Source organism: Paenibacillus sp. FSL W8-1187 (assembly GCF_037965485.1).
Taxonomy (GTDB): Bacteria; Bacillota; Bacilli; order Paenibacillales; family Paenibacillaceae; genus Paenibacillus_O; species Paenibacillus_O pasadenensis.
Window position 1 is genome coordinate 2,165,882 of sequence record NZ_CP150181.1, and the last position, 26,433, is coordinate 2,192,314.

27 protein-coding genes and 1 other RNA gene are annotated in these 26,433 nt (G+C 63.7%); 17 read left to right on the plus strand and 11 right to left on the minus strand.

Annotated elements, in window-relative coordinates:
- Positions 1-31: 31 nt before the first annotated feature.
- On the minus strand, positions 32-3,490 hold the full coding sequence (locus tag NYE40_RS09230; protein WP_339279822.1) for a PAS domain S-box protein: 3,459 nt from the start codon (positions 3,488-3,490) through the stop codon (positions 32-34).
- A gap of 245 nt (positions 3,491-3,735) precedes the next feature.
- On the opposite strand from NYE40_RS09230, the gene hemE reads away from it, so the two are divergent.
- The 6 genes from hemE to NYE40_RS09260 all read left to right on the plus strand — a co-directional run bounded on the left by hemE (position 3,736) and on the right by NYE40_RS09260 (position 10,475).
- A complete protein-coding gene (gene hemE / locus NYE40_RS09235; RefSeq protein ID WP_028599490.1) occupies positions 3,736-4,824 on the plus strand; it encodes a uroporphyrinogen decarboxylase in 1,089 nt (362 codons plus the stop codon).
- Positions 4,817-5,755 carry a ferrochelatase gene (gene hemH / locus NYE40_RS09240; protein WP_028599491.1) on the plus strand — a complete coding sequence of 313 codons (939 nt, stop codon included), beginning with the start codon at positions 4,817-4,819 and terminating at the stop codon, positions 5,753-5,755. Before hemE ends, hemH begins: the two co-directional genes overlap by 8 nt.
- A complete protein-coding gene (gene hemG, locus NYE40_RS09245) occupies positions 5,752-7,203 on the plus strand; it encodes a protoporphyrinogen oxidase (RefSeq protein ID WP_153783316.1) in 1,452 nt (483 codons plus the stop codon). Before hemH ends, hemG begins: the two co-directional genes overlap by 4 nt.
- A gap of 120 nt (positions 7,204-7,323) precedes the next feature.
- Positions 7,324-8,697 carry a CapA family protein gene (locus NYE40_RS09250; protein ID WP_153783317.1) on the plus strand — a complete coding sequence of 458 codons (1,374 nt, stop codon included), beginning with the start codon at positions 7,324-7,326 and terminating at the stop codon, positions 8,695-8,697.
- Between the two features lie 114 nt (positions 8,698-8,811).
- Positions 8,812-9,567, plus strand: a complete 756-nt coding sequence (locus NYE40_RS09255) for a glycerophosphodiester phosphodiesterase family protein (protein ID WP_153783318.1) — start codon at positions 8,812-8,814, stop codon at positions 9,565-9,567.
- A 38-nt stretch (positions 9,568-9,605) separates the two neighbouring features.
- Positions 9,606-10,475, plus strand: coding sequence for a DUF92 domain-containing protein (locus tag NYE40_RS09260; protein WP_052333381.1), 870 nt, complete (start codon positions 9,606-9,608; stop codon positions 10,473-10,475).
- Between the two features lie 163 nt (positions 10,476-10,638).
- Here the strand turns inward: NYE40_RS09260 and pepF are convergent, their stop codons facing one another.
- From pepF to NYE40_RS09275, 3 genes are all read right to left on the minus strand, one after another.
- Positions 10,639-12,441, minus strand: coding sequence for an oligoendopeptidase F (gene pepF / locus NYE40_RS09265; RefSeq protein ID WP_028599496.1), 1,803 nt, complete (start codon positions 12,439-12,441; stop codon positions 10,639-10,641).
- Positions 12,442-12,652: 211 nt separating this feature from the next.
- Positions 12,653-12,832, minus strand: a complete 180-nt coding sequence (locus NYE40_RS09270; RefSeq protein ID WP_028599497.1) for a hypothetical protein — start codon at positions 12,830-12,832, stop codon at positions 12,653-12,655.
- A gap of 88 nt (positions 12,833-12,920) precedes the next feature.
- Positions 12,921-13,154 (minus strand): hypothetical protein, encoded by a 234-nt coding sequence (locus tag NYE40_RS09275; protein WP_339279823.1) that lies wholly within the window; start codon positions 13,152-13,154, stop codon positions 12,921-12,923.
- Positions 13,155-13,332: 178 nt separating this feature from the next.
- Between NYE40_RS09275 and NYE40_RS09280 the strand changes: the two genes are divergently transcribed.
- The 6 genes from NYE40_RS09280 (at position 13,333) to NYE40_RS09305 (ending at position 17,343) form a co-directional block, all read left to right on the plus strand.
- On the plus strand, positions 13,333-14,085 hold the full coding sequence (locus NYE40_RS09280; protein ID WP_339279824.1) for a class I SAM-dependent methyltransferase: 753 nt from the start codon (positions 13,333-13,335) through the stop codon (positions 14,083-14,085).
- Positions 14,086-14,188: 103 nt separating this feature from the next.
- A complete protein-coding gene (locus NYE40_RS09285; protein ID WP_028599500.1) occupies positions 14,189-14,386 on the plus strand; it encodes a cold-shock protein in 198 nt (65 codons plus the stop codon).
- A gap of 274 nt (positions 14,387-14,660) precedes the next feature.
- Positions 14,661-14,978, plus strand: coding sequence for a hypothetical protein (locus NYE40_RS09290; RefSeq protein WP_028599501.1), 318 nt, complete (start codon positions 14,661-14,663; stop codon positions 14,976-14,978).
- Between the two features lie 23 nt (positions 14,979-15,001).
- On the plus strand, positions 15,002-16,084 hold the full coding sequence (locus NYE40_RS09295; RefSeq protein WP_028599502.1) for a tetraprenyl-beta-curcumene synthase family protein: 1,083 nt from the start codon (positions 15,002-15,004) through the stop codon (positions 16,082-16,084).
- 64 nt (positions 16,085-16,148) lie between these two features.
- The gene (pfkA, locus tag NYE40_RS09300) at positions 16,149-17,117 is read left to right on the plus strand and encodes a 6-phosphofructokinase (protein WP_028599503.1); all 969 of its coding nucleotides are present in this window, start codon (positions 16,149-16,151) and stop codon (positions 17,115-17,117) included.
- Between the two features lie 22 nt (positions 17,118-17,139).
- Positions 17,140-17,343 carry a DUF3906 family protein gene (locus NYE40_RS09305; protein WP_028599504.1) on the plus strand — a complete coding sequence of 68 codons (204 nt, stop codon included), beginning with the start codon at positions 17,140-17,142 and terminating at the stop codon, positions 17,341-17,343.
- Between the two features lie 138 nt (positions 17,344-17,481).
- Here the strand turns inward: NYE40_RS09305 and NYE40_RS09310 are convergent, their stop codons facing one another.
- From NYE40_RS09310 to NYE40_RS09320, 3 genes are all read right to left on the minus strand, one after another.
- Complete coding sequence (locus tag NYE40_RS09310) at positions 17,482-18,669, minus strand: putative glycoside hydrolase (RefSeq protein WP_153783319.1); 1,188 nt, start codon at positions 18,667-18,669, stop codon at positions 17,482-17,484.
- 127 nt (positions 18,670-18,796) lie between these two features.
- Positions 18,797-18,991 (minus strand): hypothetical protein, encoded by a 195-nt coding sequence (locus tag NYE40_RS09315; RefSeq protein WP_028599506.1) that lies wholly within the window; start codon positions 18,989-18,991, stop codon positions 18,797-18,799.
- Positions 18,992-19,133: 142 nt separating this feature from the next.
- Positions 19,134-19,964, minus strand: coding sequence for a YitT family protein (locus NYE40_RS09320; protein WP_028599507.1), 831 nt, complete (start codon positions 19,962-19,964; stop codon positions 19,134-19,136).
- 170 nt (positions 19,965-20,134) lie between these two features.
- On the opposite strand from NYE40_RS09320, the gene NYE40_RS09325 reads away from it, so the two are divergent.
- Positions 20,135-21,754 carry a DEAD/DEAH box helicase gene (locus tag NYE40_RS09325; protein ID WP_339279825.1) on the plus strand — a complete coding sequence of 540 codons (1,620 nt, stop codon included), beginning with the start codon at positions 20,135-20,137 and terminating at the stop codon, positions 21,752-21,754.
- A gap of 189 nt (positions 21,755-21,943) precedes the next feature.
- Here NYE40_RS09325 and yjcZ read toward each other — a convergent pair whose 3' ends face one another.
- On the minus strand, positions 21,944-22,054 hold the full coding sequence (gene yjcZ, locus NYE40_RS09330) for a sporulation protein YjcZ (protein ID WP_084137398.1): 111 nt from the start codon (positions 22,052-22,054) through the stop codon (positions 21,944-21,946).
- 165 nt (positions 22,055-22,219) lie between these two features.
- On the opposite strand from yjcZ, the gene NYE40_RS09335 reads away from it, so the two are divergent.
- The 3 genes from NYE40_RS09335 (at position 22,220) to NYE40_RS09345 (ending at position 23,734) form a co-directional block, all read left to right on the plus strand.
- A complete protein-coding gene (locus NYE40_RS09335) occupies positions 22,220-22,999 on the plus strand; it encodes a DUF624 domain-containing protein (protein WP_028599509.1) in 780 nt (259 codons plus the stop codon).
- 44 nt (positions 23,000-23,043) lie between these two features.
- Positions 23,044-23,229, plus strand: a non-coding RNA gene (ssrS, locus tag NYE40_RS09340) — 6S RNA.
- Positions 23,230-23,344: 115 nt separating this feature from the next.
- Positions 23,345-23,734 (plus strand): DUF1499 domain-containing protein, encoded by a 390-nt coding sequence (locus NYE40_RS09345; protein WP_028599510.1) that lies wholly within the window; start codon positions 23,345-23,347, stop codon positions 23,732-23,734.
- A 55-nt stretch (positions 23,735-23,789) separates the two neighbouring features.
- On the opposite strand, the gene tpx is transcribed toward NYE40_RS09345, so the two are convergent.
- Positions 23,790-24,302, minus strand: coding sequence for a thiol peroxidase (gene tpx / locus NYE40_RS09350; RefSeq protein ID WP_043111525.1), 513 nt, complete (start codon positions 24,300-24,302; stop codon positions 23,790-23,792).
- A 103-nt stretch (positions 24,303-24,405) separates the two neighbouring features.
- Here tpx and NYE40_RS09355 point away from each other — a divergent pair, with 103 nt between their 5' ends.
- Entirely contained in the window at positions 24,406-25,038 is a 633-nt protein-coding gene (locus NYE40_RS09355; protein WP_028599511.1) for a rhomboid family intramembrane serine protease, read from the plus strand.
- 155 nt (positions 25,039-25,193) lie between these two features.
- Here the strand turns inward: NYE40_RS09355 and NYE40_RS09360 are convergent, their stop codons facing one another.
- Complete coding sequence (locus NYE40_RS09360) at positions 25,194-25,874, minus strand: zinc metallopeptidase (RefSeq protein WP_244912794.1); 681 nt, start codon at positions 25,872-25,874, stop codon at positions 25,194-25,196.
- 27 nt (positions 25,875-25,901) lie between these two features.
- Positions 25,902-26,339, minus strand: a complete 438-nt coding sequence (locus NYE40_RS09365) for a MerR family transcriptional regulator (protein WP_028599513.1) — start codon at positions 26,337-26,339, stop codon at positions 25,902-25,904.
- Positions 26,340-26,433: the final 94 nt, after the last annotated feature.

Sequence of the window (26,433 nt, forward strand, 5' to 3'; positions counted from 1 at the left end):
GAACCTATCGTTCCATTCTTGCGAGCCGAGCTCAGCTCCGCGCGCGCTCCGCGCCGTAGCCGCCGGAGACGAGCGTGCCGAGCACGCGGGCGACCTCCGAAGCGAACACCGGCTTGCCGATGAAGTCCTTCATGCCGGACTCGAGGCATTTGTCGCGGTCGGCCTGGCGGACGAACGCCGTCACCGCCACGATCGCCGGCTGAAGCTCCGCCGGGATGCGGGCATGGATCGCCCGGGTCGCCTCCAGTCCGTCCATGACCGGCATCTGCAGGTCCATGAAGACGATGTCGTAGCGCCCCCGCTCCAGCGCGAGGACGGCTTCCTGGCCGCTCTCGGCGCTGTCGGTCGAGCAGCCCATCTTGCCGAGCAGGGCGTTCAGCAGCATGCGGTTGACCTGATTGTCGTCGACGACGAGCGCCCGGACGCCGCTGAAGCGGGCGGAGGCCGCCGGCTCGACCGCATCGAGCCGGCCCTCGTGGGAAGGCCGGGACTGCCGGAGTCCCTCGTCCTCCTCGACCTCCAGGCGGATCAGCACGCGGAAGGTCGAGCCTTCGCCCGGCATGCTCTCCACGGCGATCGAGCCGTCCATCAGCTCGACGAGGCGGCGGCTGATGGCGAGGCCGAGCCCGGTGCCTCCATACTTGCGGTTGAGGCCGGGATGCAGCTGCGAGAACGATTGGAACAGCAGGTTCTGCTTGTCCAGCGGGATGCCGATGCCGGTATCCTGCACCGCCAGCTCCAGCAGGGCGGCGCTGCGGTCGCGGCCGAGCAGCCGCGCGGACAGGCACACCCGCCCCTCTTCGGTGAACTTGACGGCATTGCCGACAAGGTTGACCAGCACCTGCCGGATGCGCCCCGCATCGCCTAGCAGCGCGGCCGGGATCGAATCGTCCAGCCGCAGCTCCAGCCGGAGCTGCTTTTCCGAGGCGACGGCGCGGAACAGATCCGCCACCTCGGCGGCCAGCTTCGGCATGGAGAAGCGCTCCTTTTCGAGCACCATCTTGCCGGCCTCGATCTTGCTGAAGTCGAGAATCTCGTTGAGCAGGCGCAGCAGCGACTCGCCGCTCTGGATGATCATGTCGGCGTAGCTCTGCTGCTCCTCGTCGAGCTCCGTCCCCGCGAGCAGGTCGGCCATGCCGAGGATGCCGTTCATCGGCGTGCGCAGCTCATGGCTCATGATGGCGAGGAACTCCGACTTGGCGCGGTCCGCCTCTTCGGCGGATTCCTTGGCGCGGATGATCTCCTTCTCGTTGGTCATGTCCTGGAAGACGAGCACGGCGCCGCGATGCTCGCCCCGGTCGAAGATCGGCGTGACGCGGAACTCTGCGAGGAAGCTGGAGCCGTCCTTGCGCCAGAGCACCGCCTCCGGGCTATGGTAGGAGCGGCCCTCGCGCAGCGCCTGATGGATCGGCGACTCGTGGCGCTTGTAGGGCGTTCCATCGGCCCGCGTCTGCTCGATCATGTCCAGATAGGAGCCGCCGCTCGACTCGGCTGCCGTCAGGCCGAGCATCGCCATCGCCGCCGGGTTGACGAACATCGCCCGCCCTTCGTTGTCCAGCCCGAGGATGCCCTCGGACACGGCGTTGAGGATGAGCGTGTACTGATAGCCGAGCTTTTCAATCTGCTCGACGTAGCGCGCCCGCTCCGAGATGTCGCTGGAGATGCCGTATACGCCGACGACCTTGTCGTCCACGATGATCGGGATGTTGATCGTATTGATCAGCAGCTCGTGGCCTTGCTTGTGGCGAATCTTGAGATCGTACGACTGCGGATGGCCCTGGCAGGCGAGCTGGAAATGATGAAGCGTCTTTTCGGTATATTCCTCGGTCACGATCGGTCCCCAGTACATGCCGATCAGCTCGTCGAGCTTGTATCCCGTCAGCCGCTCGAGATGCTCGTTGGCCGTCAAATAGTCGCCCTGCAGGTTCATCGAGTAGACCGCCTGCGGGCTATGCTCGAACAGCGACTTGTAGCGCTGCTCGCTCTCCTGCAGCTTGTGGCTGGCGAGGATGCGCTCGGAGATGTCCCGCGAGACGGCGACGATCTCGAGCGGCCGGCCTTTGCCGTCGCGGATGCAGCTGCAGGTGACCTCGAGCCAGACGTAGGAGCCGTCCTTGCGGAGAAAGCGGTATTCGACCGTCTGCGAGCTGTCGGCCTGCAGCTGCTGCTCGATATAGCCCTGCACCCGCTGCAGGTCGTCCGGATGCACGTACGGAAGGACGGTCCGCCCGAGCAGCTCCTCGGCCTTGTAGCCGAGCAGCTTCTCGACCGAAGGGGAGAGAAAGGTGAACTCGACCTGCCGATCGCCTTTGTGGCGCGTGATCAGATCGGGCGAGGTTTCCGTAATCAGGCGGTAGTTGCGCTCGCTCTCGAGCAGCTGGCGCTGCAGCTGGCGCTGCTCGGTGACGTCGCGCACGATGCCGGTGAACCGGTAGGGCTTGCCCTGCTCGTTCAGCCGCGGCTCGCAGCGGACCTGGATCGTCTTGGACGAGCCGTCGGGAAGGTCGAGCGCGTACTCCCACACCTTTTCGCCGGGAGAGTTGTCCTTGCCGAGGCGGAGGAACTCCTTCATGCTGCGGTCGACCGGCCCGTCGTCGAGGTTCAGCGAGTCGACGAGGGCGTCCACGGGCGCCGCTTCTGCAGGCAGCAGATAGGCGAACATGCGCCGGGCATCCTCGGAGAAGGTGATGAGGCCGCGCTCGATGTCCCACTCCCAGGCGCCGATCTTGGCGATGCGATGGACGGCGGCGAGCATGTCCTCGTATTTTTTCATGCCGGTGACGTCGCGTCCGAACGTAAGCACCCGCTTGCGGCCGTTCTGGAGCCGGATCTCTCGGGAATAGGTCTCCATCCAGATGAAGCGTCCGTCCTTGTGGCGGACGCGGCGCACGAAGTTCCGGACGGTGTCGTACATCCGCTCCGGCGTCATCTCGCTCGCCTCCTGCTCATGGTAGAACTCTCGCCGGTTGCGCCCGATCATCTCGCTCACGTCGTAGCCGAGAATCTCCTTGATGGAGGGCGCGCAATAAAGGATCGTCCCCTCGGGCGTGCTGCAGGTGATGAGATCGAGCGTATGGTCGGCGATCAGCTCGGCGATGTTGTCCTCGACGAGCGGCTCGTCCGCGGCCGGGCTTGATTCCAGGATATAGACGCCGATGCAGGGACTTCCCCCTGCGGAAGCGTCCGCGAAGGCGGCCCGGACCGGAAGGGAGCCGGAGCGCGCCGTCAGCAGCATCGCGCGGCGCTCGCCGGACGCCCCGCCAAGGACGCCCTCGGCGACGTCTCGGAGCGTGCCGGTCTCCAGCTTCAGCAGCTGCTCGGGGCCGGGCGGAGCCGGGCGGTTCGGCTCTTGTCCGTATCCGGCCAGCCGAAGGAATGCGGCATTCATGCCGGCCCATTCCATCGCATGCGGATCGAGCAGAGCGACGGCAAACGGCGACTGCTCCAGCGCCGAGGCGGCCAGATCGTGGCGAACGGGATATAGAGTCATAGATCAGCGGTCTCCTTCGCGTTTTGACGGCCTAGGGCGCAGTTGCAAACCCGCCCTGACGGAGCATTTGCCCAGGCCGTAAGGCGCCTTTTGCTCATTACCCTAGTATAATCTTTTTGATCGGGGGTTGAAACTCGTTTGTCATAGGATTGTCATAGCCTCCGCGGGGCGAAGGTTGTTAGCGTTTTTGAAAACGGGCATAATGGAAACGATGGGAAATTCATAGAGAGCGAAGGGGCGCGCACATGATCAACAACGACTCCTTCCTCCGGGCTCTCCGGAGGGAAACGACCGGCCATGTTCCGGTCTGGTACATGAGGCAGGCGGGGCGCTACGATCCGGATTACCGAAAGATCAAGGAATCGTACAGCCTGCTCGAGATCTGCCGCCGGCCCGAGCTGGCCGCGGAAGTGACGCTCATGCCGGTGCGCAAGCTCGGCGTGGACGCAGCCATCCTTTATTCCGACATCATGAACCCGGTCGCCTCGATCGGGATCGATTTCGATATCGTGGCCGGCACGGGACCGGTCATCCACAATCCGATCCGCAGCGCGGAGGACGTCCGGCGGCTGAAGCCGATCGACGTCGAGGGCGACCTCGGCCATGTGCTAGAGACGATCCGCATTCTCGACCGCGAGCTGACGGTGCCGCTGATCACGTTCGCCGGCGCGCCGTTCACGATCGCCAGCTATCTGATCGAGGGCAAGCCGTCGCGAAGCTACCTCAAGACCAAGGCGATGATGTACGGCGATCCCGACACCTGGTTCCTGCTCATGGACAAGCTCGGCGATATGGTCATCGCCTACCTGCGGGCCCACGCGGCCAGCGGAGGCAAGGCGTACCAGCTGTTCGACAGCTGGGTCGGCTCGCTGGCTCCGGCCGATTTCCGCCGGTACGTGCTGCCGACGATCCGCCGCATCTTCGCGGAGCTGTCCGATCTGGAGCAGCCGGGCATCTACTTCCCGGGCGTCAGCTCGGGCGAGCTGCTGCCGGAGCTGCGGGACCTGCAGGCGAGCGGCATCGGCATCGACTGGCGCGTCAGCATTCCCGAGGCGCGCCGGCGCCTCGGCGGCGGCTATGCGATCCAGGGCAACCTCGATCCGGTCGTGCTCACCGCGCCGATGGACGTCATCGAGCGCCACGCCGCCGCGATCATCGACCAGGGCATCCAGGAGCCGGGCTATGTGTTCAACCTCGGCCACGGCCTGTTCCCCGAAGCCTCGCTCGACAAGCTGCGCGAGCTGACGGCCTTCGTGCATGACTATTCGTCCAAGGCGCTGTCCGGCGCGCAGCCGGCAGCCGTCCATACGGGAGAGGAGCTGCCTCATGTCTAACGCTGCGATCGGCGTGCTCGTGATGTCGTACGGGACGCCGGAAAGCCTCGACTCCGTCGAGGAGTACTACACCCACATCCGCCGCGGCCATGCGCCGTCGGCCGAGCAGCTCAAGGAGCTGACCGACCGCTACGAGGCGATCGCGGGCGGCGTCTTTCCGCTGCGCGAGAACACGGACCGCCAAGTATCCAGCCTGCAGGACAAGCTGGATACGGCCGAGCCGGGCCGCTTCCGCTGCTACCAGGGCCTCAAGCATGCCCGTCCCTACATCGAGGACGGCGTCGCGGCGATGGCCGCGGACGGCGTGAAGCGCGCGGTCGGCATCGTGCTGGCGCCGCATTACTCGACGATGAGCATCGCCAGCTACAACAAGCGGGCGCTCGCCGAGGCGCAGAAGCACGGCATCGAGCTGGCCTGCGTGGAATCCTACCATCTGCATCCGAGCCTGATCGAGGCGCTCGCGGAGCGCGTGCGCGAAGGCGTCGAGGCCGTGTCGGCCAAAGCCGGCGGAGCGGACGTCAAGGTGCTGTTCAGCGCGCACAGCCTGCCGGAGCGCATCCGCGAGGCGGGCGATCCGTACGAGGAGCAGCTGCTGGAGACGTCGCGCGCGGTCGCCGAGGCGGCCGGAGCGCCGCGCTGGCAGTTCACCTGGCAGAGCGCGGGACGCACGGCGGAGCCTTGGCTCGGTCCGGACATCCTCGAGACGATGGACAAGCTGGCGGGAGAAGGGGAGCGGGCGCTGCTCGCCGCGCCGGTCGGCTTCGTCTCCGACCATCTGGAGGTGCTCTACGACCTCGACATCGAGGCGATGGCCCATGCGGACAAGCTCGGCGTGGCGTTCGGCCGCATCCGCATGCTGAATTCCGATCCGCTGTACATGGAGACGCTCGCCGACAGCATCCGCGAAGCGGCGGCGAAGCTGCCGTCATGACGTCCGGACGGACGCCGGTCATCGTCGTCGCCGGAGCCGGACTGACCGGCCTCAGCGCGGCGTTCTACCTGCAGCTGCAGGCGCGGCAGGAGGGGCGGGAGGCGCGGATCGTGCTGGCGGAGGCGAGCGGCCGCCTCGGCGGCCGCATCGAGACGCTGCGCAAGGACGGCTTCACGATCGAAAAAGGCCCGGATTCGTTCCTCGGCCGCAAGACGGCGATCCTGGAGCTGACGCAGGAGCTCGGCCTGCTGGACGAGCTCGTCACGACCAATCCGAAGGCGGCCAAGACGTACATCTACCAAGGAGGCCGCCTGCATCCGATGCCGGCGCGGCTCGCGCTCGGCGTGCCGGCGGACATGGCCAGCTTCCTCAAGACGGAGCTGATGGACCCGCAGGAGAAGTTCCGCGCCTCGCAGGACTTCCTGACGGCTCCGCGTCCGGACGACGGACGCGACGAGTCGGTCGGCAGCCTGCTGGAGCGGCGCTTCGGGCGGGCGATGGTGGAGCGCATCAGCGAGCCGCTGCTCGCGGGCATCTACGCCGGCGATCTGTACAAGCTCAGCCTCGCGGCGACGTTTCCGCAGTTCCGCCAGGCCGAGCTTGAGCATGGCAGCCTCATCCGCGGCATGCGAGCGCCCAAGGCCGGCGGCGCTCCGGCGGCGCCCGACTACGTGCCGGCGGCGGCTCGCGGCGGCGTGTTCATGACGTACCGGCGCGGGCTGCGCACGCTCGTCGACGGGCTGGACGAGGCGCTGGGCGGCATCGAGCGGCGGATGCAAACGCGCATCGAGGCGATCCGCCGCCGCTCCTCCGACGAGGCGGCTCCGGCGTATGAGCTGGAGCTGGCGGGAGGGGAGACGCTGGCCGCGGACGCGGTCGTCGTGACCGTGCCGAGCCAGGCGGCCGCCGCGCTGCTGGATCCTCTGACGGACACGGCCGCGCTGCGCGCCGTCGAGTATGTCTCCGTCGCCAACGTCGTCATGGCGTTCCGCGAGGAGGATATCGCCGACATGGCGTTCGACGGCTCCGGCTTCCTCGTGCCGCGCTCCGAAGGGCGTACGATCACCGCCTGCACATGGACGTCGTCCAAATGGCTGCACAGCAGCCCGGACGGCCGCGTGCTGCTGCGCTGCTACGTCGGCCGCGCGGGAGCGGAGGAGGGCGCGCTGCTGCCGGACGGCGAGCTGATCGCCGCCGTCCGCCGCGACGTGCGCGACACGATGGGCATCGAGGCGGAGCCGCTGTTCACGGAGATCACGCGCCTGCGCCGCTCGATGCCGCAGTATCCGGTCGGCCACGTCGAGGCGATCGCGGGGCTGCGCGCCGCGATGCGCCGCGACTGCCCGGGCGTCTATGCGACCGGAGCCGCGTTCGACGGCGTCGGGCTGCCGGACTGCATCCGCCAAGGCCGCGAGGCGGCGCGGCAAATCTGGGCGTCTTTAAGCTAAGAAGAACCGGCTCCTTTCCGAGCGGGGATAGAATGGTATAATGGCGTAAGGTCCGTCCATCTGGCGGAATCCGGTTCGCCTCATCCATTCATTCCTGCCTTCGCGAGAGGAGCTGTCTTTTTGTACCGCAACCGCAGCCAAGCCAGACAGCAGCAGCGCCAGCGCCGCAAGCGCGCGGTCCGCCGCCTGCTCGTCTTGAACGTCATTCTGCTCGCCCTGCTGCTCGGAGCCGGCGCCGTGCTGGTCTTCGGCCTGAGCCGCGACAATCGGCCGGATTCCGGCGGAGCTCCGCTGGCCGAGGCGACGGCCGCGCCGTCCGAGCCTGCCCCGGCGACGGCGCCGCCTTCCGCATCGCCGACGGCGTCGCCGTCCGCATCGCCGACGCCCTCCGCGACTCCGTCGCCCGAGCCGTCGGCTTCTCCGTCGGCAGCTCCATCGGCTGCGCCGAGCGCTTCGCCGTCCGAGCCTTCCACGCCGCCGAGCGGCTCGGGAGCAGGGGCGCGGCCGACGGCTTCGCCGTCCGGCTGGTCGGGCCTCGTGCCCAAGGACGCGCCGACGATCCGCCTCGCCTTTACCGGCGACATCCTGCTGGCCGCCAAGGTAGCCGGCCTGATGGAGAGCGAGGGGCTGGACTACCCGTTCACCGGCGCGGCCGAGCGGCTGTCCAAGCCCGATCTGACCGCCGGCAATCTGGAGACGCCGATCACGTCACGCGGCAATCCTGCCACGGGCAAGCAGTTCGTCTTCAAGGGCAAGCCGGCATACGTGAAGCCGCTCAAGGACGCCGGCTTCGACGTCGTCACGCTCGCCAACAACCATACGCTCGACCAGGGCGTCGAGGGGCTGCTCGATACGATCGGCCATCTGGACGACGCCGGACTGCCGCATGTCGGCGGCGGCCGCACCGACAAGGAAGCGTACGCGCCGGTCGTGCTGGAGAGCGGCGGCGTCAAGGTCGCCTATCTCGGCGTCAGCCGCGTGCTGCCGGTTGTCGAGTGGAAAGCCGGCCCGACCCGTGCCGGCGTCGCCGAAGCCTATGATCCGGCGCGCGCGGAGGAGGCGATCCGCGCCGCTCGCAAGCAGGCGGATCTCGTCGTCGTCATGGTCCATTGGGGCCGCGAGCGCGCCGATCAGCCGGTCGACCACCAGCGCTCGCTCGCGCGGGCGTTCATCGACGCCGGAGCCGATCTAATCATCGGCGCGCATCCGCATGTGCTGCAGGGCTTCGAGCTGTACAAGGGCAAGTGGATCGCGTACAGCCTCGGCAACTTCATTTTCACCTCCAATGCGAACTCGAACACGAGCGAGACCGGCGTGCTCGACGCCGTCTGCGCCAAGGACGGCCGCTGCGGCCTCCAGTTCCACCCGATGAAGATCGCTCAGTCGCGCCCTGCGCCCGTCTCGGGCGAGCAGCTCGCGGCTCAGCTGAAGCGGCTGAACGGCATCAGCAAGGCCGCCTCCATCGGAGCGGACGGGACGGTGAAGCCGCGTTGAGAAGTCCGCGAGACGGCGAGGCCGCGTTGAGAAGTCCGCGGGAAGGTGAGCCTGCGTTGAGAAGTCCGCGGGAAGGTGAGCCGCGTTGAGAAGTCCGCGGGGAGGTGAGCCGCGTTGAGGAATCCGTGCGTCGCGCATCGCGGCTGGTCGAGCCTCGCTCCGGAGAACACGCTCTCGGCGCTCCGGCTGGCCGCGGAGGCGCCCGACATCGGCTGGGCGGAGATCGACGTGCAGCTGGCGGGCGACGGGACGCCCGTGCTGCTCCATGACCGCACGCTCAGGCGGACGACGACCGGAGGCCGCCGCGAAGCGGCCGATCTGACGGCCGAGCAGCTGGGCCGGCTCGACGCGGGCAGCTGGTTCTCGGCCGCCTATCGGGGCGAGCCGGTGCCGACGCTGGCCGAGGCGCTGCGCGAATTCGGCGGGCGGCTGCGCTTCAATATCGAGCTCAAGCGCCACGGCGGGGCGGACGGCCTGGAGGAGCGGGTGCTCGCAGCGGTGCGCGACGCCGGCATGGAGCAGCGCTGCGTGCTGACCTCGTTCAGCCGCGGCACGCTGCAGCGGCTGCGCGAGCTCGGAGGCGCCGTGCCGACCGGCCTGATCGCCGACAGCTGGAACGGCCGCCTGCCGGAGGAGCTGCGGGAGCTGGGCTGCGGCCTGCTGTCGATCGACTACCGCGCTTTGAACCGGGAGCGGCTGCGGCGGCTTCGCGAGGCGGGCCTGCGCGTCATGGCGTGGACGATCGACGATTACCGGCTCATCCGTCAGCATGCTCTGATGGATGACCGGCTGATGATTTGCACGAACGATCCGGCGTGCTGGCGCGAGGCGATGCGCAGCCTGCCGCAGCCGCACCGGACCTGGGACTGACAACAGCGAGGCGCGTTGGCGTCGAAAGGGGGAAGACGATGGACGCGTGGGGCTTGCTCGACGGCCAGCCGCTGCTGAGGCTGGCCGCCGCGGCCGCCGGAGCGGCCGCGATCGCGGGCGCGGCTTGGCGCTTGCGCGCGCTGTCCGGCTCGGGAGCGCTTGCGGCCGCAATGGTCGGCACCGGTTATGTCGCGCTGGGCGGACCGTTCTGGTTCGGCCTGCTGCTGGCGTTTTTCGTCAGCTCGACGCTCTGGTCGAAGTGGAAAAAGCATCACCGCGCCAAGGCCGGCGCGGAGCGCGGCTATGCCAAGGGCAGCCGCCGCGACGCCGGACAGGTGCTGGCCAACGGCGGGGCGGGGCTGCTCCTTTGCGCCGCCTACGCCATCTGGCCGCAGCCTTGGCTGGCGCTCGCTTTTGTCGGCGTCATGGCGAGCGTCAACGCCGACACCTGGGCGACGGAGATCGGCGCCCTGAGCCGCCGCCTGCCGCGGTCGGTGCGCACGCTCCGCCGCGTGCCGGCCGGCACGAGCGGCGGCGTCACGCCGCTCGGCACCGGTGCGGCGCTGCTCGGCGGCGCCTTCATCGGGGCCGCCGCCGCGCTGCTGGCTGCGGCCGCGCCGCTCGCCTGGGGCGCCGCCGCGGCCGTCCCCGCGCCGCCGCTTGGCGCGCTGCTGGCTGCCGGCGCGCTCGCCGGACTGGCCGGCGCGCTCGCCGACTCGTGGCTCGGCGCGACGTTCCAGGTCATGTACCGCTGCTCCGCCTGCGGCAGCGAGACGGAGCGCGCCGAGCATTGCGGGCGTCCCGCCGAGCGAGTGCGCGGCTTCGCCTGGATGACCAACGACGCGGTCAACCTCGTCTCGTCGCTGCTCGCCGGCGCGCTCGCCGCGGCGATGGCGCTGCTGGGATAACCGCCGGAGAGGGCGGGGATCGACGCTCCCGCGCTTTCCGGCGGAGCGTTCCGGACGCTCGCGCCCGCCGCTTCACGCACCGCCTCCATGCCACGCCAAAAAGCCTTTCCCGGCAGCAGCTGCCCGGGAAAGGCTTTTTCTGGCTTTGGCGATGCGATGCGGACTATTCGGACGGAGAATCGACCAGCTCCTCGAGCTGGCGGATGACGTCCTCGAACACGCTCATCGCCTGCTCGATCGGCTCCGGCGAGCTCATGTCGACGCCGGCTTTGCGCAGGATGTTGATCGAGAAGTCGCTGCCGCCGCTCTTCAGGAAGCCGAGGTAGCGGTCGACCGCAGGCTGGCCCTCGTCGAGGATCTGCTTGGCGAAGCTCGTCGCCGCCGAGAAGCCGGTCGCGTATTTGTACACATAGAAGCTGTTGTAGAAATGTGGAATGCGCGCCCATTCCATCTCGATGTCCTTGTCGACCGTCATGCCCTTGCCGTAGTACAGCTCGTTGAGGCCGTAGTAGATCTTGGACAGCTCCTGCGGCGTCAGCGACTCGCCCGCCTCCGCCTTCTCGTGGATGATCTTCTCGAACTCCGCGAACATCGTCTGGCGGAACACGGTCGTGCGGAACTGATCGGCATAGTAGGTGAGCAGGTACATCTTTTCCTTGCGGTCGGTCGATTTCTTGAGCAGATGGTCCATGAGCAGCGCCTCGTTGAGCGTGCTGGCCACCTCCGCGAGGAAGATCGTGTACTGCGCGTCGCGGTACTTCTGGTTGCCGTCGGAATAGAACGAGTGCAGCGCGTGCCCCATCTCATGCGTCAGCGTGAACATGCTGTTGAGGTTGTCCTTATGGTTGAGCAGCACGTACGGATGCGTGCCGTAGGCTCCCCAGCTGTAGGCGCCGCTGCGCTTGCCTTCGTTCTCGTAGACGTCGATCCAGCTGTCCGAGTAGCCTTGCTGCAGCGCCTTGCCGTAGTCCTCGCCGAGCGGCTTCAAGCTTTCGGCCGTAATTTTCTTCGCTTCGTCGAACGTGATCTTCATGTCGAATTCGTCCACGAGCGGCGCGAACAGGTCGTACATATGCAGCTCGTCGACGCCGAGCAGCTTTTTGCGCAGCTCCATGTAGCGGTACATGAGCGGCAGCGAGCCGTGCACCGTGTCGATCAGATTCGTGTACACGGTCTTCGGAATGTTGTCGCCGTAGAGCGACATCTCCAGCACGGACGGATATTTGCGGGCTTTGGCGTAAAAGACGTTTTTGGTGACGTTCGCGCTCAGCGTCGAGGCGAGCGTATTTTTGAGCTTGCCGTATGTATCGTACATCGCCTTGAATGCCTCGCGGCGAACGTTCTGGTCCCGGCTCTCCAGGAACTCGATATAGCGGCCGTGCGACAGCTCGACCTCCTCGCCTTGCTCGTTGCGGACCTTCGGGAACTTGAGGTCGGCGTTGTTGAGCATGCTGAAGATCGTGTTCGGCGCGCTGCTGATGTTGCCGACCTGGGCGAGCAGCGACTCCTCGTTTTTGGAGAGCACATGGGCTTTCTGCCGCTTCATCTCCTCGAGCGTATGCTTGTACGGAGCGAGCTGCGGGTCGGCGATGAACGCCTCGAGCTTTTCTTCCGGCAGCGCGAGCACCTCGGGCGTCAGGAAGCTGAGCGCCTCGCCGGCCTCGACGCTGAGCTTTTGGGACTTCTCGGACAGCGCCTGGTATTGCGGCTCCGCCGTATCCTCGTGATGCTTCATGTTGGCGAATACGTACAGGCGCTCCACATGGTAGCCGATGTCGTCCTCGAGCTCGAAGCAAGCCTTGAGGCGGGACGCTTCGGAGAGCGTGCCCTGGAACGCGGCGGCGGAGCGGATGAGCTCCTTCGCCTTGCCGTATTCCTTGTCCCAGGCGGCCTGGTCGGCAAAGATGTCTTCCAGCTTCCAACGGTACTCCGGTGCGGTTTCGGAACGTTTCGGTACTTGGCTCATGATAGCCCTCCTTGGAAGGTTCGGTAGTGGAGCCGCGTCCGCGCTCCCGGAAGCGGGATGGGCGGGCGCGGCGGCGGGCGGCGCGCCGGCGGCGATGCGCGGCGGAGCTCCGCCCAGCAGGGTCAGCGACAGCAGCACGGGCAACCATTTCATTCGGCAGGCCTCCATCGGGAACAAGAATACCCTTTAGTATGCCTGCCTGGGGCTTGCCTTATGTTCCCATGCGGAACAAGGAGGCGACGAGGAGCACGAACGCGATCGAGACGAGCGCGATCGCGCTGATCGCGAGCGGCTTGCGCACTCGATCCGGCAGCGACGACCGGTTCATGAGGACGATCGCGGCCAGGCAGAAGCTGGCGATGATGAAGATGACGGCATTGGTGGTGTCCATCCGGGCAAGGCTCCTCCATTTTATGGGAATTGATCCGGGGATGCGTGTAACCTTCGTGAAGGGCGGGGAGTAATCCTGCCGCCGGCTCTTAGACCTCGCTCAAATTTTGCAGAATCGTCTGCAGCTCTTCCTCGCGGCCTTCGAACTTCTCCGGACGGAAGCGGCTCTCCGCCCAATGCATCAGCTCCGGACGGCTCAGGAACGTATGGCATTCCTCGCCCCATTGGTCGGAAATCTCCCTTGCGATGATCGTCTTGCCGTGGACCTCGACGTTCAGCATATTGTATTTGTCGGTCTTGTAGATCAGATGTTTTTTGATCATGACGATAAATCCCCCTTCATGTGTCGGACTTGCTATCCCTTCATCATAGCGCTAAAAATCGTTGCAAAGCAACCAAGAGGTGGATTAGCATGGGATTGCATCCCTCCTTTTCGGAAAAGGGATGCTCCGCCGTCGCCGCGAGAGCGGCGGGGAAGACGAGAAGAGGAGAGATGAACGCATGAAGCCATTCATGAGCAGGGGCCGCGAGCCTGAATCAAATCCGCCATCGTTCAGCCGGGAGCGCTACGAGCAGTCGGGCGTGGCGATGACCTGCCGAAGCTTCGCGGAGTACGCCGCGATGTTCGGCCTCGAGCCGGAGGCGTTCCATGGAATCGCCGTCGCGGATGTAGCCGCAGGAGCATCTTCGTTCTGCGCCGGCGCGAGGGCGGCGGGAGCGGATGCTTATGCCTTCGATCCGCGCTTCGGCGAGCCGCTCGGCAGCTGGGCGCAGTCGGCCCGGGAGGAGATCGAGCTGTCCACGGCCAAGCTGGACGCGCTGAAGGAGACATTCGACTGGAGCTACTACGGCACGCTGGAGCGCCATCATGCGGAGCGGATCGCTTCCCTGGAGCGCTGTCTGGCCGACCGAGCCTCGGTGGAGGCGGAAGGAAGATATTTGGCGGCGATGCTGCCGGCTCTGCCTGCGCCGGACGGGAAGTTCGACCTCGTCTTCTGCAGCCATTTCCTATTTCTATATGCGGAGCAGTTCGGCTACCGCTTCCATCGCGACGCGGCGTTGGAGCTGATGCGCGTCTGCCGGCCAGGCGGCACGGTGCGGATCTACCCGCTGCTGTCGCTGGCCGCCGAGCCTTATCCGGAGCTGGAGCGGCTGCTCGGCGAGATCCGCGCGGCCGGCGGACGGCCGGATCTGAAGCCCTCGAGGCTGCCTTTTCTGCCGCAGTCGACCCATTTTCTCGAAATCGTCCGGTAAAGAACGGCTATAGCCGTCTCGACCTCATTGCAATCAGGGAGTGGCGAGTGTATAATGGGCTTATTCGCTGCTTCAAGCAGCGTCATTTTAGGAGGTTGTTCATTTGAAAGGAACAGTTAAGTGGTTCAACGCAGAAAAAGGCTACGGCTTCATCCAGGTTGAGAACGGCGAAGACGTATTCGTTCACTTCTCTGCGATCCAAGCAGAAGGCTTCAAGTCCCTCGACGAAGGCCAAGAAGTTGAATTCGACATCACGGACGGCAACCGCGGTCCTCAAGCTGCGAACGTAGTCAAGCTGTAAGATCCGCTTCGTCGGATTCGCTTATTATAGAGCAAGATAGGGCCCCTTTCGAGGGGCCTTATTTTTTTTGCCGAGCGGCCTCCGGCCGCCAGCGGCGGCATCCGTCAAGCGGACCGGCGGCTGGCGCTTGATTCGTCTATGCGTTTTGTCTCCCCGCTCGGGACCGGAATCCCGGCTCGATCCCCCTTTCTCGGCCCACGCGGCGGTGATCGTTTTCCGCTTCGACACTGGATTTTAAGGCATCAGGATGGTAAAGTATCAATGGAGGTTTACCATGAGGGACCGTTTCTTCGTACCGGACGCCAGGCTCGGCATCGACCTGCCCCGCCTGGATCGGAATTGGGATCAATATGACGCCGCGGAGCAGATGGGGATCGTGGAGCAGTGGGAGCTGATCCGCGGCCGCATTCCGGACGTCATTTTCGCTCTGGAGAGACAGATCGTCCTCCTGCAGCGGGAGCTGGACGAGGAGGAGGACTTCGCTCGCTCATGCCGCCTCAATTCCGACATCGCCGAGCTGGCGAGCCGCATCAATGACCTGCATATTTGGTACCGCGTCAATCAGGAGATTGAAGCGCGGCGCCATTCCTGACGACCGCTAGGAGGGCGCCTCGAATGAACGACAGGACGATCGGAGCCGTCAAGGCTCCGTCCAAGCCGATGAACTTGATGTACCGCGTCTACCGCTATGTGCTGCCCGGCGTATCGGCGGAGCTGGCCGCCCTGCGCCGTCGGGCGGAGCTCATCCCCGATCCCGAGCTGCGGACGCAGGCGCTCGCGAGCATGAGGGACAAGCGGTTCCACTGCCAGGGCGGCTGCGTCTACGCGATCCTAGATCCGTCCAAGCGCCGCCTGCTCATTCCGCTGATCGTCGCGCTGCAGACGATCAGCGACTACCTGGACAATCTATGCGACCGCAGCACCTCGCTCGATCCGGACGACTTTCGCCTGCTGCATCGCTCGATGCTGGACGCGATCGACCCGGACGCCGAGCTGACGAACTATTACGCGCGGAGGGCCGAGCAGGATGACGGCGGCTATCTGCATCATCTCGTGCGGACTTGCCAGCAAGCCGTGCGCCGGCTGCCCGGCTATGCGGCCGCGCAGCCCGAGGTCGCGCAGCTCGTCTCGCTGTACGGCGACCTGCAGGTGTACAAGCACATCCGCAAGGACCTGCGCGAGGAGCAGCTGCTCGCCTGGCGGGAGCGGCATCGGCAGCTCAGTCCCGAGCTTCGCTGGAACGAGTTCGCCGCCGCGACGGGCTCGACGCTCGGCATGTTCGCGCTGTTCACGGCCGCCGTGGATCCCGGCCTGACGCCGGAGGGCGCCGCCCGCGTGCGAGGCGGCTATTTCCCGCATATATGCGGCCTCCACATTCTGCTCGACTATTTGATCGATCAGGAGGAGGACCTGGCCGGCGGGGACCTCAACTTCTGCAACTATTATCGGGATACCGAGGAGGCGGCGGCGCGCATCGGCGCCATCGTCGAGCAGGCGCGAGCGGATGCGCTCGCCTTGCCCGACCCCGGCTTCCACCGCTTGATCGTCGAGGGGCTGCTGGCTCTGTATCTGTCCGATCCCAAGGTGGGCGGCCAGGAGGACGTGAAGCGGGTGTCCCGCGCGCTCATGAAGGGCAGTCCGCTCGCCCGGCTGTTCTTCCTGCTCAACAGCGTCTGGATCCGCCGGATCCGGGCCTAGCGCGCTTCCGAACCGGTTTCTTTTCTTTTTGCACCTATACTAATGCGTCATTGGAGGACCTACTATGTCAGCAGTCAAATCCATTGCCGTCCTTACGAGCGGCGGAGATTCCCAGGGGATGAACGCGGCGGTGCGCGCTGTCGTGCGCAGCGCCCTTTATCACGGCCTGGACGTATACGGCGTGCAGCGCGGCTATCAAGGACTGATCAACGACGATCTGCGTCCGATGGACCTGCGCAGCGTCGGCGACATCATCCAGCGCGGCGGCACGATCCTGCAGACGGCCCGCTGCAAGGAGTTCATGACTCCCGAGGGCCAGCAAAAGGGCGCCGAGGTGCTGCGCGAGCGCGGCATCGACGGCCTCGTCGTCATCGGCGGCGACGGCTCGTACCAAGGAGCCAACAAGCTGAGCAAGCTCGGCATCAAGACGATGGGCCTGCCGGGCACGATCGACAACGACATTCCGTTCACGGACTTCACGATCGGATTCGACACGGCGGTGAGCATCGTCGTCGACGCCATCAACAAGCTGCGCGATACGATGACATCCCATGAGCGCTCCTCGATCGTCGAGGTCATGGGCCGCCACTGCGGCGACATCGCCCTCTACGCGGGCCTGGCGAGCGGAGCGGAGACGATCCTCGTGCCGGAGGTGCCGTACGATCTGGACGAAGTCTCCCGTCGCATGCAGGACAATTTCCGCCACGGCAAGCGCCACAGCATCATCATCGTCGCCGAAGGCGCCGGCAAGGGCCAGGACGTCGCCGACCATATCACGAGCTGCTGCGGCATCGACCCTCGCGTCACGGTGCTGGGCCACATCCAGCGCGGCGGCTCTCCGACCCACAACGACCGCGTGCTGGCGAGCCAGCTCGGCGACTTCGCCGTGCGCCAGCTGATGGCGGGCGAATCGGCCAAGTCCTGCGGCATCATCAAGGGCGAGCTGACGGCGACGGACATCGACCTGGTCGTCAACACCAAGAAGCCGTTCAACATGGACCTGTACAACCTGGCCCTTCGCCTGTCCCAATAAGCCGCAGAGGAGGGCGAGCCCCTTGTTCCTGTATAAAATCGAGCTGCAGCTGCCGGAAGGCAAGCAGGCGCATCTGATCGTGCTCGCGGCGAGCGACGAGAAGGCGTTCTCCTACGTCGAAAGCCATGCGCAGCGCCATTTCCTGCATACCCCCGAGCTCCAGTCGATCGCCATCGTCGAGAAGAAGCGGCCCGAGCCGGGCAGCGGCTATCTGATCGAAGGCTGATCCGTTTCGCGCGCCGAGCGGCCGCGGCGTCCACCATGGACGCCGCGGCCGCTTTTTGTCTTGGCGCGGCAAAAAAAGCGGGAGGAGGCAGGTTTCCCTGCCGCCTCCCGCTCGCAATAAAGGCGGATGAGTCCGGCGTTACTTATAATTCGCTTCCGTGTAGTTGTTGCCCGCGTTCCAGAGCAGGTATTCCTTGACGCCCGTGTCGTGGAGCGCCTGGATCTGCGCCTCGACCTCGGCCTTGCCGTACTTGATGTAGTTGCCCTTGCCGAGCCAGCTCGCCGTGAAGTCTTGGATCCAAGGGCGGATGACCGGCTTGAAGCTGCCGATCGGATCGAGCTTCTTGTGCGTATCGACCATCGAGCCTTTGATGACGTCGTAAGGCTTCGTATCCGGCGCCTTGGCGCCGTACCAGCCGGTCGAATAGTGGCTCGGGTAGACCATCGGACTGATGACGTCGACATATTTGGAGATTTTGACGAAGTCCTGGCCGATGCCCTCGGCAGCCGGGACGGAGGCGGCGTAGCCGAAAATGTCGACCGAGACGCGGACGCCGAGATCGGCCATCTGCTCCCGCGCGTACTTGACGAATCCGGCGACCGCGTCGACGCGGCTGATGTCGGTCTTCTCATACTTGAGCGAGTCGGCTTTTTTCTCGAAGCCTTCCGGAAAGCGCACGTAATCGAACTGGATTTCCTTGAAGCCGAACTTGACCGCTTCCTTGGCGACAGCGATGTTGTAGTCCCAGACTTCCTTGGAATAAGGGTTGACGAAGCTGTCGCCCTTGCCGTTCTTCCAGACGCTGCCGTCTCCGCGCACGAAGCTGAGCTCCGGATTTTTCGCCGCGAGCACCGTATCCTTGAAGACGACGATGCGGGCGATCGGATACACTTTATGCTGCTCGAGCGTCTTCATGAGGCCCGGGAGATCCTTGATGTATTTCTTGGCCGTGCCCATCTCCAGCAGCTCGGGATTGTCGGTCGGGTAGGTGATGTAGCCGTAGTCGTCCTTGATGTCGACGACCATGCTGTTGAGCTCCGTCCGGTCGAGCAGCGAGAGCAGCTTCTCCAGCCGCGCGCCGCCGGCGCTGTGCGCCGTCGCGTAGATGCCTTTGACCTCGGGCGCGTCCGGCTGCGGATCCTTCTTGACGAACTCGCCGCCGGCGTCCGGAGCCTTGACCTCCGCGTCCGGCATCGCGATCACCGGCTTGCCCGCGGCCGCGTTCACATAGGACGCCATCATCTGATGAGAGGCGTCCGACTCCGGACCGGTCCCGCCCGACAACAGCTGCATCAGCAGCAGCATCGTTGAATACACCATTTCCATTCTGTTCTCTCCCTATGTACTCTTCTCATGAAATTATAAAACAAGATCCGACAAGCTGACACAAGAAATTTCAGCTAAAAAAGGCCCGCCTGGCGGCGGGCCCTCGGCCTTCTCGGATCGAGAAGGGTCAATGCAGAAGCGTCAGCTTCTGGTATTCGCAAATGCTGTGCTGCACGATCTCCATCGCGTCAGACGGCTCCAGCACGGACAGTCCGTCCCGGAGGACAATCTTGAGATCAAGCTCATGCGCCGTAAGGAAGGAATGAAGCTCAGGCGCCAGCTTTTCCACAATCCTCGAAAGTTTGACCGTTTCCACTTCCACCTTGCATCACCCTTTCTCATTCAGATAACAGGGCAGAACGCTGGGCATGAAACAATGAACTACGGGATAGCTCCAGTATACTCCAATGCGGAGGAGGAAGAAAGGGAAGGGGCCACAAATCCGCTTCCGCCTCTTCCTCCGGTCAGCCGTTGCGCCGGAAATCGCCCATGACGCCGACCGTCTCCACGATATTCACGAACGCCTTCGGATCGAGGCGCCGGACCATCCGCTTCAGCTCGTCGAGCTCGTAGCGGGTCGTCACCGTCATCAGCATGTCGCGCTCCTCGGAGGAGAAGGCGCCTCTCGTCTTGACGATCGTCACGCCGCGCGGACGGGAGAGCATCTGCTTCAGCAGCTCCTCCGTCTTCTGCGTCACGATGAAGGCCGTCACCTTGAGGTGGCGGATATGGACGAGGTCGACGACTTTCCCGGCGGTGAAGATGGAGATCAGCGAGTAGAGCGCGATGTCCCAGTTGCCGGTGAAGACGACGAGGATGCCGATGACGAGGCCGTTGAGGATGAAGATCATCATGCCGACGGGGAGGTCGCGGCTGCGGCTGACGATCGACGCGATGATGTCGAAGCCGCCGGACGAGCCTCCGGCGCGCAGGCAGAGGCCGGTCCCGAATCCGAGCAGCAACCCGCCGAATACCGAGGCGAGCAGGATGTCCTGCGCGACCGGCTGGACAGGGATGAGCTGCATGAAGGCGCTGGCGGCGACGACGGAGTAGCTGCTCCAGAAGACGAAGCGGCGGCCGAGCGTGAACCAGCCCCAGGCGAGCACCGGAACGTTGAGCGCCAGGTACAGCCAGCCGATGTTGCTGCCGGTCAGGTAGCCGATCATCATGGAGATGCCGGAGATGCCCCCGCTCAGCAGCTGCTCCGGAATCAGGAGGATATTGAAGGCGGCCGCGATGAGCATCGAGCCGGCCGTGACGGCCAGCCAGGAGGCCAATGCTTGGTAAGGCTTCATGCTTCCTCCGTTTCCGCCGCCGGAGGCTTGTCCCCTGGGCGGCCGTTCCCTTTGCATACGCCCGTAGTATGGCTGTTTGCCTGCGACTGGTATTCACCAGGTTCTTTGTGCTATACTTAACAGGATATTTTTGAAGCGAGCTTCGCAAAGAGAAGGAGTTTGAATAAGATTTGAAAACATTTGCTGAATTTGGCCTCGACGCTAAGGTGTTGCAGGCAATTACGGAGCTGGGATTCGAGGAATCCACGGCAATTCAAGATAAGGCCATCCCGATCGCCCTCGCAGGCACCGATCTCATCGGCCAGGCCCAGACGGGCACAGGCAAGACCGCAGCCTTCGGCATCCCCCTCATCAACAACATTCCGACGACCGAGGATCGCATCGTTGCGCTCATCATGACGCCTACCCGCGAGCTGGCCATCCAGGTCGCCGAGGAGATCGGCAAGCTTTCCCGCTTCAAGGGCATCCGTTCCCTTCCGATCTACGGCGGACAAGAGATCGGCCGCCAGATCCGCGCGCTCAAGAAGCGTCCGCAGATCATCATCGGCACCCCGGGCCGTCTGCTCGACCACATCAACCGCAAGACGATCAAGCTTGACGACGTCCAGCACGTCGTGCTTGACGAGGCGGACGAAATGCTCGACATGGGCTTCATGGAGGACATCACGTCCATTCTGAGCCTCGTGCCGGAGCAGCGCCAGACGATGCTCTTCTCGGCGACGATGCCTCCGAACATCCAGCGTCTCGCCCAGCAGTTCCTCAAAAATCCCGAGCATGTCTCGGTCATCCCTAAACAGGTTACCGCTCCGACGATCGACCAGGCCTACATCGAAGTGCACGAGCGTCAGAAGTTCGACGCCCTGAGCCGCTTGCTCGATATGGAAAGCCCAGAGCTGGCGATCATCTTCGGCCGCACGAAGCGCCGCGTCGACGAGCTGAGCGAAGCGCTGCAAAAGCGCGGCTACTCCGCGGACGGCCTGCATGGCGACCTGAGCCAGAACCAACGCGACAACGTCATGCGCAAGTTCCGCGACGGCAGCATCGACGTGCTCGTCGCGACGGACGTCGCGGCTCGCGGCCTCGACGTATCCGGCGTGACGCATGTCATCAACTTCGACCTCCCGCAAGATCCGGAGAGCTATGTCCACCGCATCGGCCGTACGGGCCGCGCCGGCAAGGAAGGCACGGCATGGAGCTTCGTGACGCCGCGCGAGACGGATCACCTGCACTTCATCGAGAAGGTGACGCGCCAGCGCATCTCCAAGAAGCCGGTTCCGTCCATCGCGGAGGCGATCGAGGGCAAGCAGCGCATCACGGCGGAGCGCATCATCGAGATCGTGCAGACGGACAGCTTCCAAGAGTACAAGGGCATCGCCATCCAGCTGCTGGAGCAGTACGACTCCGTCAATGTGCTCGCTTCGGCGATCAAGCTGATCACCGGCGAGAAGAAGGACGTCAGCATCGAGCTGACGCCGGAAGATCCGATCCGCGCCAAAAAGCGCCGTCCGGATGTACGTTCGAGCGGTCGCCGCTTTACGGGCAGCGGCTACGGCGGCAATCGCGGCGGCACTGGCGGCGGTACTGGAGGCAGCGGCAGCGCTCCTCGTGGACGCAGCGGATACGGCAGCGGCAGCAGCAGCTACGGCGGCAATCGCGGCGGCAGCCGTGACGGCTACAAGCCGAGAGGCGAGGGCGGCCGCAGCTACGAAAGCCGCGGAGAGAACCGCGGCAACAGCGGCGGCGGCGACCGTCGTCCCAAGTTCTCCTCGGACGACTTCGTCAACCAATAATCCTGCACGATGCGTCTAGACGAAAAGCCGGGACAACCGCATATGCGGCCATCCCGGCTTTTCGTTTGCAAAGAAGAAGGTGCATCGCCGTTTCATGCCTAGCCCCGATCCAGCGGAGTCGCCTTCCGGACCGAGCTTATCCTGCCTGGCAGGAATCCCGTAGTCCGGTCTCGGTCGGCATCCGTCGGATCAGTACCAGAATGCACGTGTGATGATGACCAGAAGAATGAACAGGACCAGAATGGCTCCCGTGCTGTATCCGCCGAAGCCGCCACCGAATCCTCCGTAAGCTGCGCCCATATCGACACCTCCTATGAAATGGATTGATTTGGGTGAAGCTGATGTCAGTGTATGCGGGGGACAGTTGTACGGACAGGACGAATGCCCGGTCTCGATATAGTTGGGCTTCTGCTGCGATACGCGGTATAATAGAAGCAATAGTCAGCTGGGGGGAATGAGTACGACATGGAAATGAGAGGCATTATGGGCGGCTTCTACCGCCTTTCCGAATGGATCATGAGGCTTGCGGTCATCAATCTGCTGTGGGTCGTCTGCTCCTTTCCGTTTGCGTTTTTGGTGCTGACCGCATTCCTTTCCACGGGGATCGAAGATGTCGACGTCGCGGCAAGCTTTTTCAGCTGGATGTTCCTCGCGCTCGTCGTCGCCCCGTTCACGCTGTTCCCGGCGACGTCCGCGATGTTCGGCGTCGCGCGCAAGTGGGTCATGGGCGACCTGGACGTGCCTCTGTTCAAGACCTTTTTCCGGACCTACAAGGAAAACTATGTGCAGAGCATGGTCGGCGGCATCTTGTATGCGCTTCTATTCGCCATCATGATCGTCGATTACCGGGTATATATGAACAATCCGAGCCTGCAGCTCGTCTCGTACATCTTCATCGGCCTGATGCTGCTGCTGTCGATCTCGGTGTTCAATTTCTTCTCGATGGTCGTGCATTATCACATGAAGACGTTCCAGCTGCTCAAAAATGCGATCCTCATCACGATCGGGCGGCCGCTGCGCTCGTTCTCCACGGCGATCGTGGCCGGGTTCATCCTGTATATCAGCTTCACGAAGATCACGTTCCTGATCCCGTTTTTCATGGGCAGCTTGATCGCTTACTTCGCATTCTGGAACTTCTACCTCGTCTACCAGAAGGTGCAGTCCCAGCTGGAGGAGAAGAATCGGCTCGCCGCGGAAGAAGCCGACGTCGTGGATACGGAGCTTGGAGAGGGCGCCAAAAAATAAAGCGGCGAATTTTACTTTTGCGGCCGCAAGGCTTATAATAGCTATACATCCTGCGATGCTCGTTACGGCTTTAAATTGTTTTGAACCAATGGCTGTTTCCCGGGAGTTCAACATCGATGTGCGGCTGACACGCCTTCATTTCATGGAGGATCTCAAAGGCAGATCTGCGGACACCCACCTGCGAGAGCGGGTTCAGAAACAAGCAAGCCGGACGGCATCGCGGGACTTAATTCTAGAGTTCAAGACGACTCTGACAGCTGTCAGAGCCTTTTTTTTGAAACGGCATGCCTGATGCCGACATACGAGCCACACCCTTATACATAGAGGTCGGAGGGGGAATCATCCTTGCTGAAACGGACGCTTTTCGGTTTGCTGCGCAGCTTCGAGCAGTCGGGGGACAAGGCGAAGGATCCGCTGCTCAAGTCCCATTACTACAAGCTCTCCAAGGACAAGGCTTTTGACGAGGTTCTAAGCACGCTCAAGAAGATGCAGGGCTACAAGGTGCTGCATGACGTGCCGTCGGTCGGCGAGATCGTACTGGAGAAGCGGACCGTTACGGGCCGGACGATGGACATCACCGTCTCGGTCATCGGTACGGGACCCGTCACATCCGCGGTCGATATCTACTCCGCCTCGCGGGGCTCCCTCGGGGATCTCGGCGCCAATTACCGGGTCATCCTCGATATTTACCGCACCCTGGACAAAAAGCTGGCGGCCGTCAAGACGACCTCCTGAACAAGCAAAAAGCGAGCGAAGGACATCGTCCCTGCTCGCTTTTCTGTTCCTGGCGCTACAGCAGCGCGCGCACCGCTTCGACAGCGGCTTCGTAATTCGGATGCTCGGTCATCTCGCCGAGCACCTCGACATAACGGATCGTGTCGTCGGCGTCGAGAACGAAGATCGAACGCATGTCGAGGCCGAACTCCTTGATGTAGACGCCGTAGGCTTGGCCGAACTCATTGCCCTTGTAGTCGGAAAGAAGGACGACTTTGTCGATGCCCGCCGCGCCGCACCAGCGCGCCTGGGCGAAAGGCAGATCCGCGCTCACCGTCAGCACGGCCACGTTGTCGCCGAGCTTCGCGGCTTCCTCGTTGAAGCGGCGGGTCTGGGCGTCGCAAACGCCGGTGTCGATGCTCGGCACGACGCTGATCAGCTTGATCTTGCCTGCATAATCGCCGAGCGTGGCCGTGTCCACGAGCGATTTGTTGAGGGTGAATGCAGGGGCTTTGTCGCCTGCCTGAAGCTGCGGGCCGACCAGCGTGATCGGGTTGCCCTTGAAGCTTGCTTGACGTTCTTGAGCCATCTGATATGTCCTCCTTCATTTGCAACAATGGAATAGGAAATGCCTTCTCATTATAAACATTCGCCAACCCGGTTGTCCAATCGGGAAAGAAGGGGAGAGCCTCATGATTTTCCTGCGCTACGAAAGCTTTCGGGGATACCTGAAGTCGTATCCCGTCACGTCGATCCTGATCGCGCTGAACCTGATCCTGTTCGCCGGCCAGTTGCTGACGAACGACCGCCTCACCTACGATCTGATGTTCATCCAGTGGCAGGATCAGCCCGGCTATGCCGACAATGCCTTCGGCCTCCAGGAGCCGTGGAGGTACATCACCTCGATTTTCGTGCACGGCAGCCTGCAGCATCTGTTCTTCAACCTGTTCGCCTTGCTCGTTTTCGCTCCGCCGCTGGAGCGGCTTATCGGCGCCTGGCGCTACACGCTGCTGTACGTGCTGAGCGGCATCGCCGGGAACGTGCTGTCCGCGGTCGCGATTACCGGAGTCCAGTCGTCTCTCGGCGCGTCAGGCGCCATTTACGGCGTTTACGGCGCCTATCTGTTCATGGCGCTGCACCGCAAGGGCATGATGGACGAGAGCTCGGTCAAGACGGTCTACATGATTCTGATCCTGGGCGTCGTGTCGCTGCTGTTCTATTCCAACATCAACTGGTATGCCCATCTGGGCGGCCTCATCGGCGGCTATCTGATCTACGCCGCGATGGACAACAAGGAGCGCTACCGCCGGGCCCGCCAGCGTTGAGGCGGGGGTTGCGGCAACCCTAGCCATGCCCCCCATGCGGCGCTGATCAGCCGCGTGGGGCGTTGCAGGAGCTGGCCTCGCATAAGAGCGAGTCCTGCTCCGCCAAACGAAAAGCCCCTTCCGTCTGGAGACGGAAGGGGCTTTTCGTTTGCGTGCTATTCGCGGTTGCTGAAGAAAATCATGATGTACTTGACCAGCTCCAGCAGAGAGATGAGGGCGGCCGCGACGTAGGTCAAGGCGGCGGCGTTGAGCACTTTGGATACGCCGCGCTCTTCCTCGTTGGAGATGAAGCCCTCGGATACCATCAGCTCGCGGGCGCGGCTGCTGGCGTTGAACTCGACCGGCAGCGTGATGAGCTGGAAGGCCACGGCGACCGAGAAGAAGATGATGCCGATGCCGATCAGGCCGGTCGCCTGGAACAGGAAGCCGCCGATCAGCAGGAACGGCGCGATGCCGGAAGCGAAGTTGACGACCGGGAAGATCCGGTGGCGCAGCGTCAGCATCGGGTAGCTCACCTTATGCTGGATCGCGTGGCCGACCTCGTGGCAGGCGACCGAGATCGCCGATATGGAGCTCTCGTAGTAGACCGGCTCCGACAAGCGGACGACGCGGTGGATCGGATCGTAGTGGTCGCTCAGGCGGCCCGGAACCGGCTCGATCGGCACGTCGTACAGTCCGTTCGCGTCAAGCAAGCGGCGCGCGGCCTCGTAGCCCGTCAGGCCGCTCATCGCCTGCACCTCGGACCAGCGGTTGAACGTGCCCTTGACTCTGAACTGCGCCCAGATCGACAGAGCGAAGGCGATCAGGATCAGGAAGTCCATCGGATGAAAAAACAAGGCAATCCCTCCATCTTTCTTCGTTGGCTACATGAAATTGCCCTTGTTCAGAATCAGCATCAGCGCCTCGATGCATGCCGCGGTCTGCGGGATGAGGCGCTTGACGGCTTGGTTGGCCTGCTTCGGCTTGAGATTCTGAATGACGGGCTCAAGCTCCTTGACCTCGCGCTCGAGCTGCGTCAGATGCAGCTCGAGATCGCTGAGTCGCTGCGTGACCTGGGACACGGATGAGACCTTGGTCCAGCTGTCCAGGGCTTGCTTGATTTCGTCCAACGTATATTTTTCTTTCTTCAACTGTTCTATACGCTGGAGGCGTTCCAAGGTTTCACGACTATAGAGCCGATAATTGCCCTCGCTGCGGGCTTCGGGCTGGATCAAGCCTAGCTTCGTGTAGTAGTCGATCGTTCTGGAGCTGACCTCAGCCTGCTTGGACAATTCACCGATCTTGAGCAGTTGTTCAGCCATTTCTCCTCCACCATCCTTATCAAACCCTTGCTTCTCTATGAAAACTATGATAATCGGTAAGCCTTCATGCCGTCAAACCCAGCCGTTTCCTGTT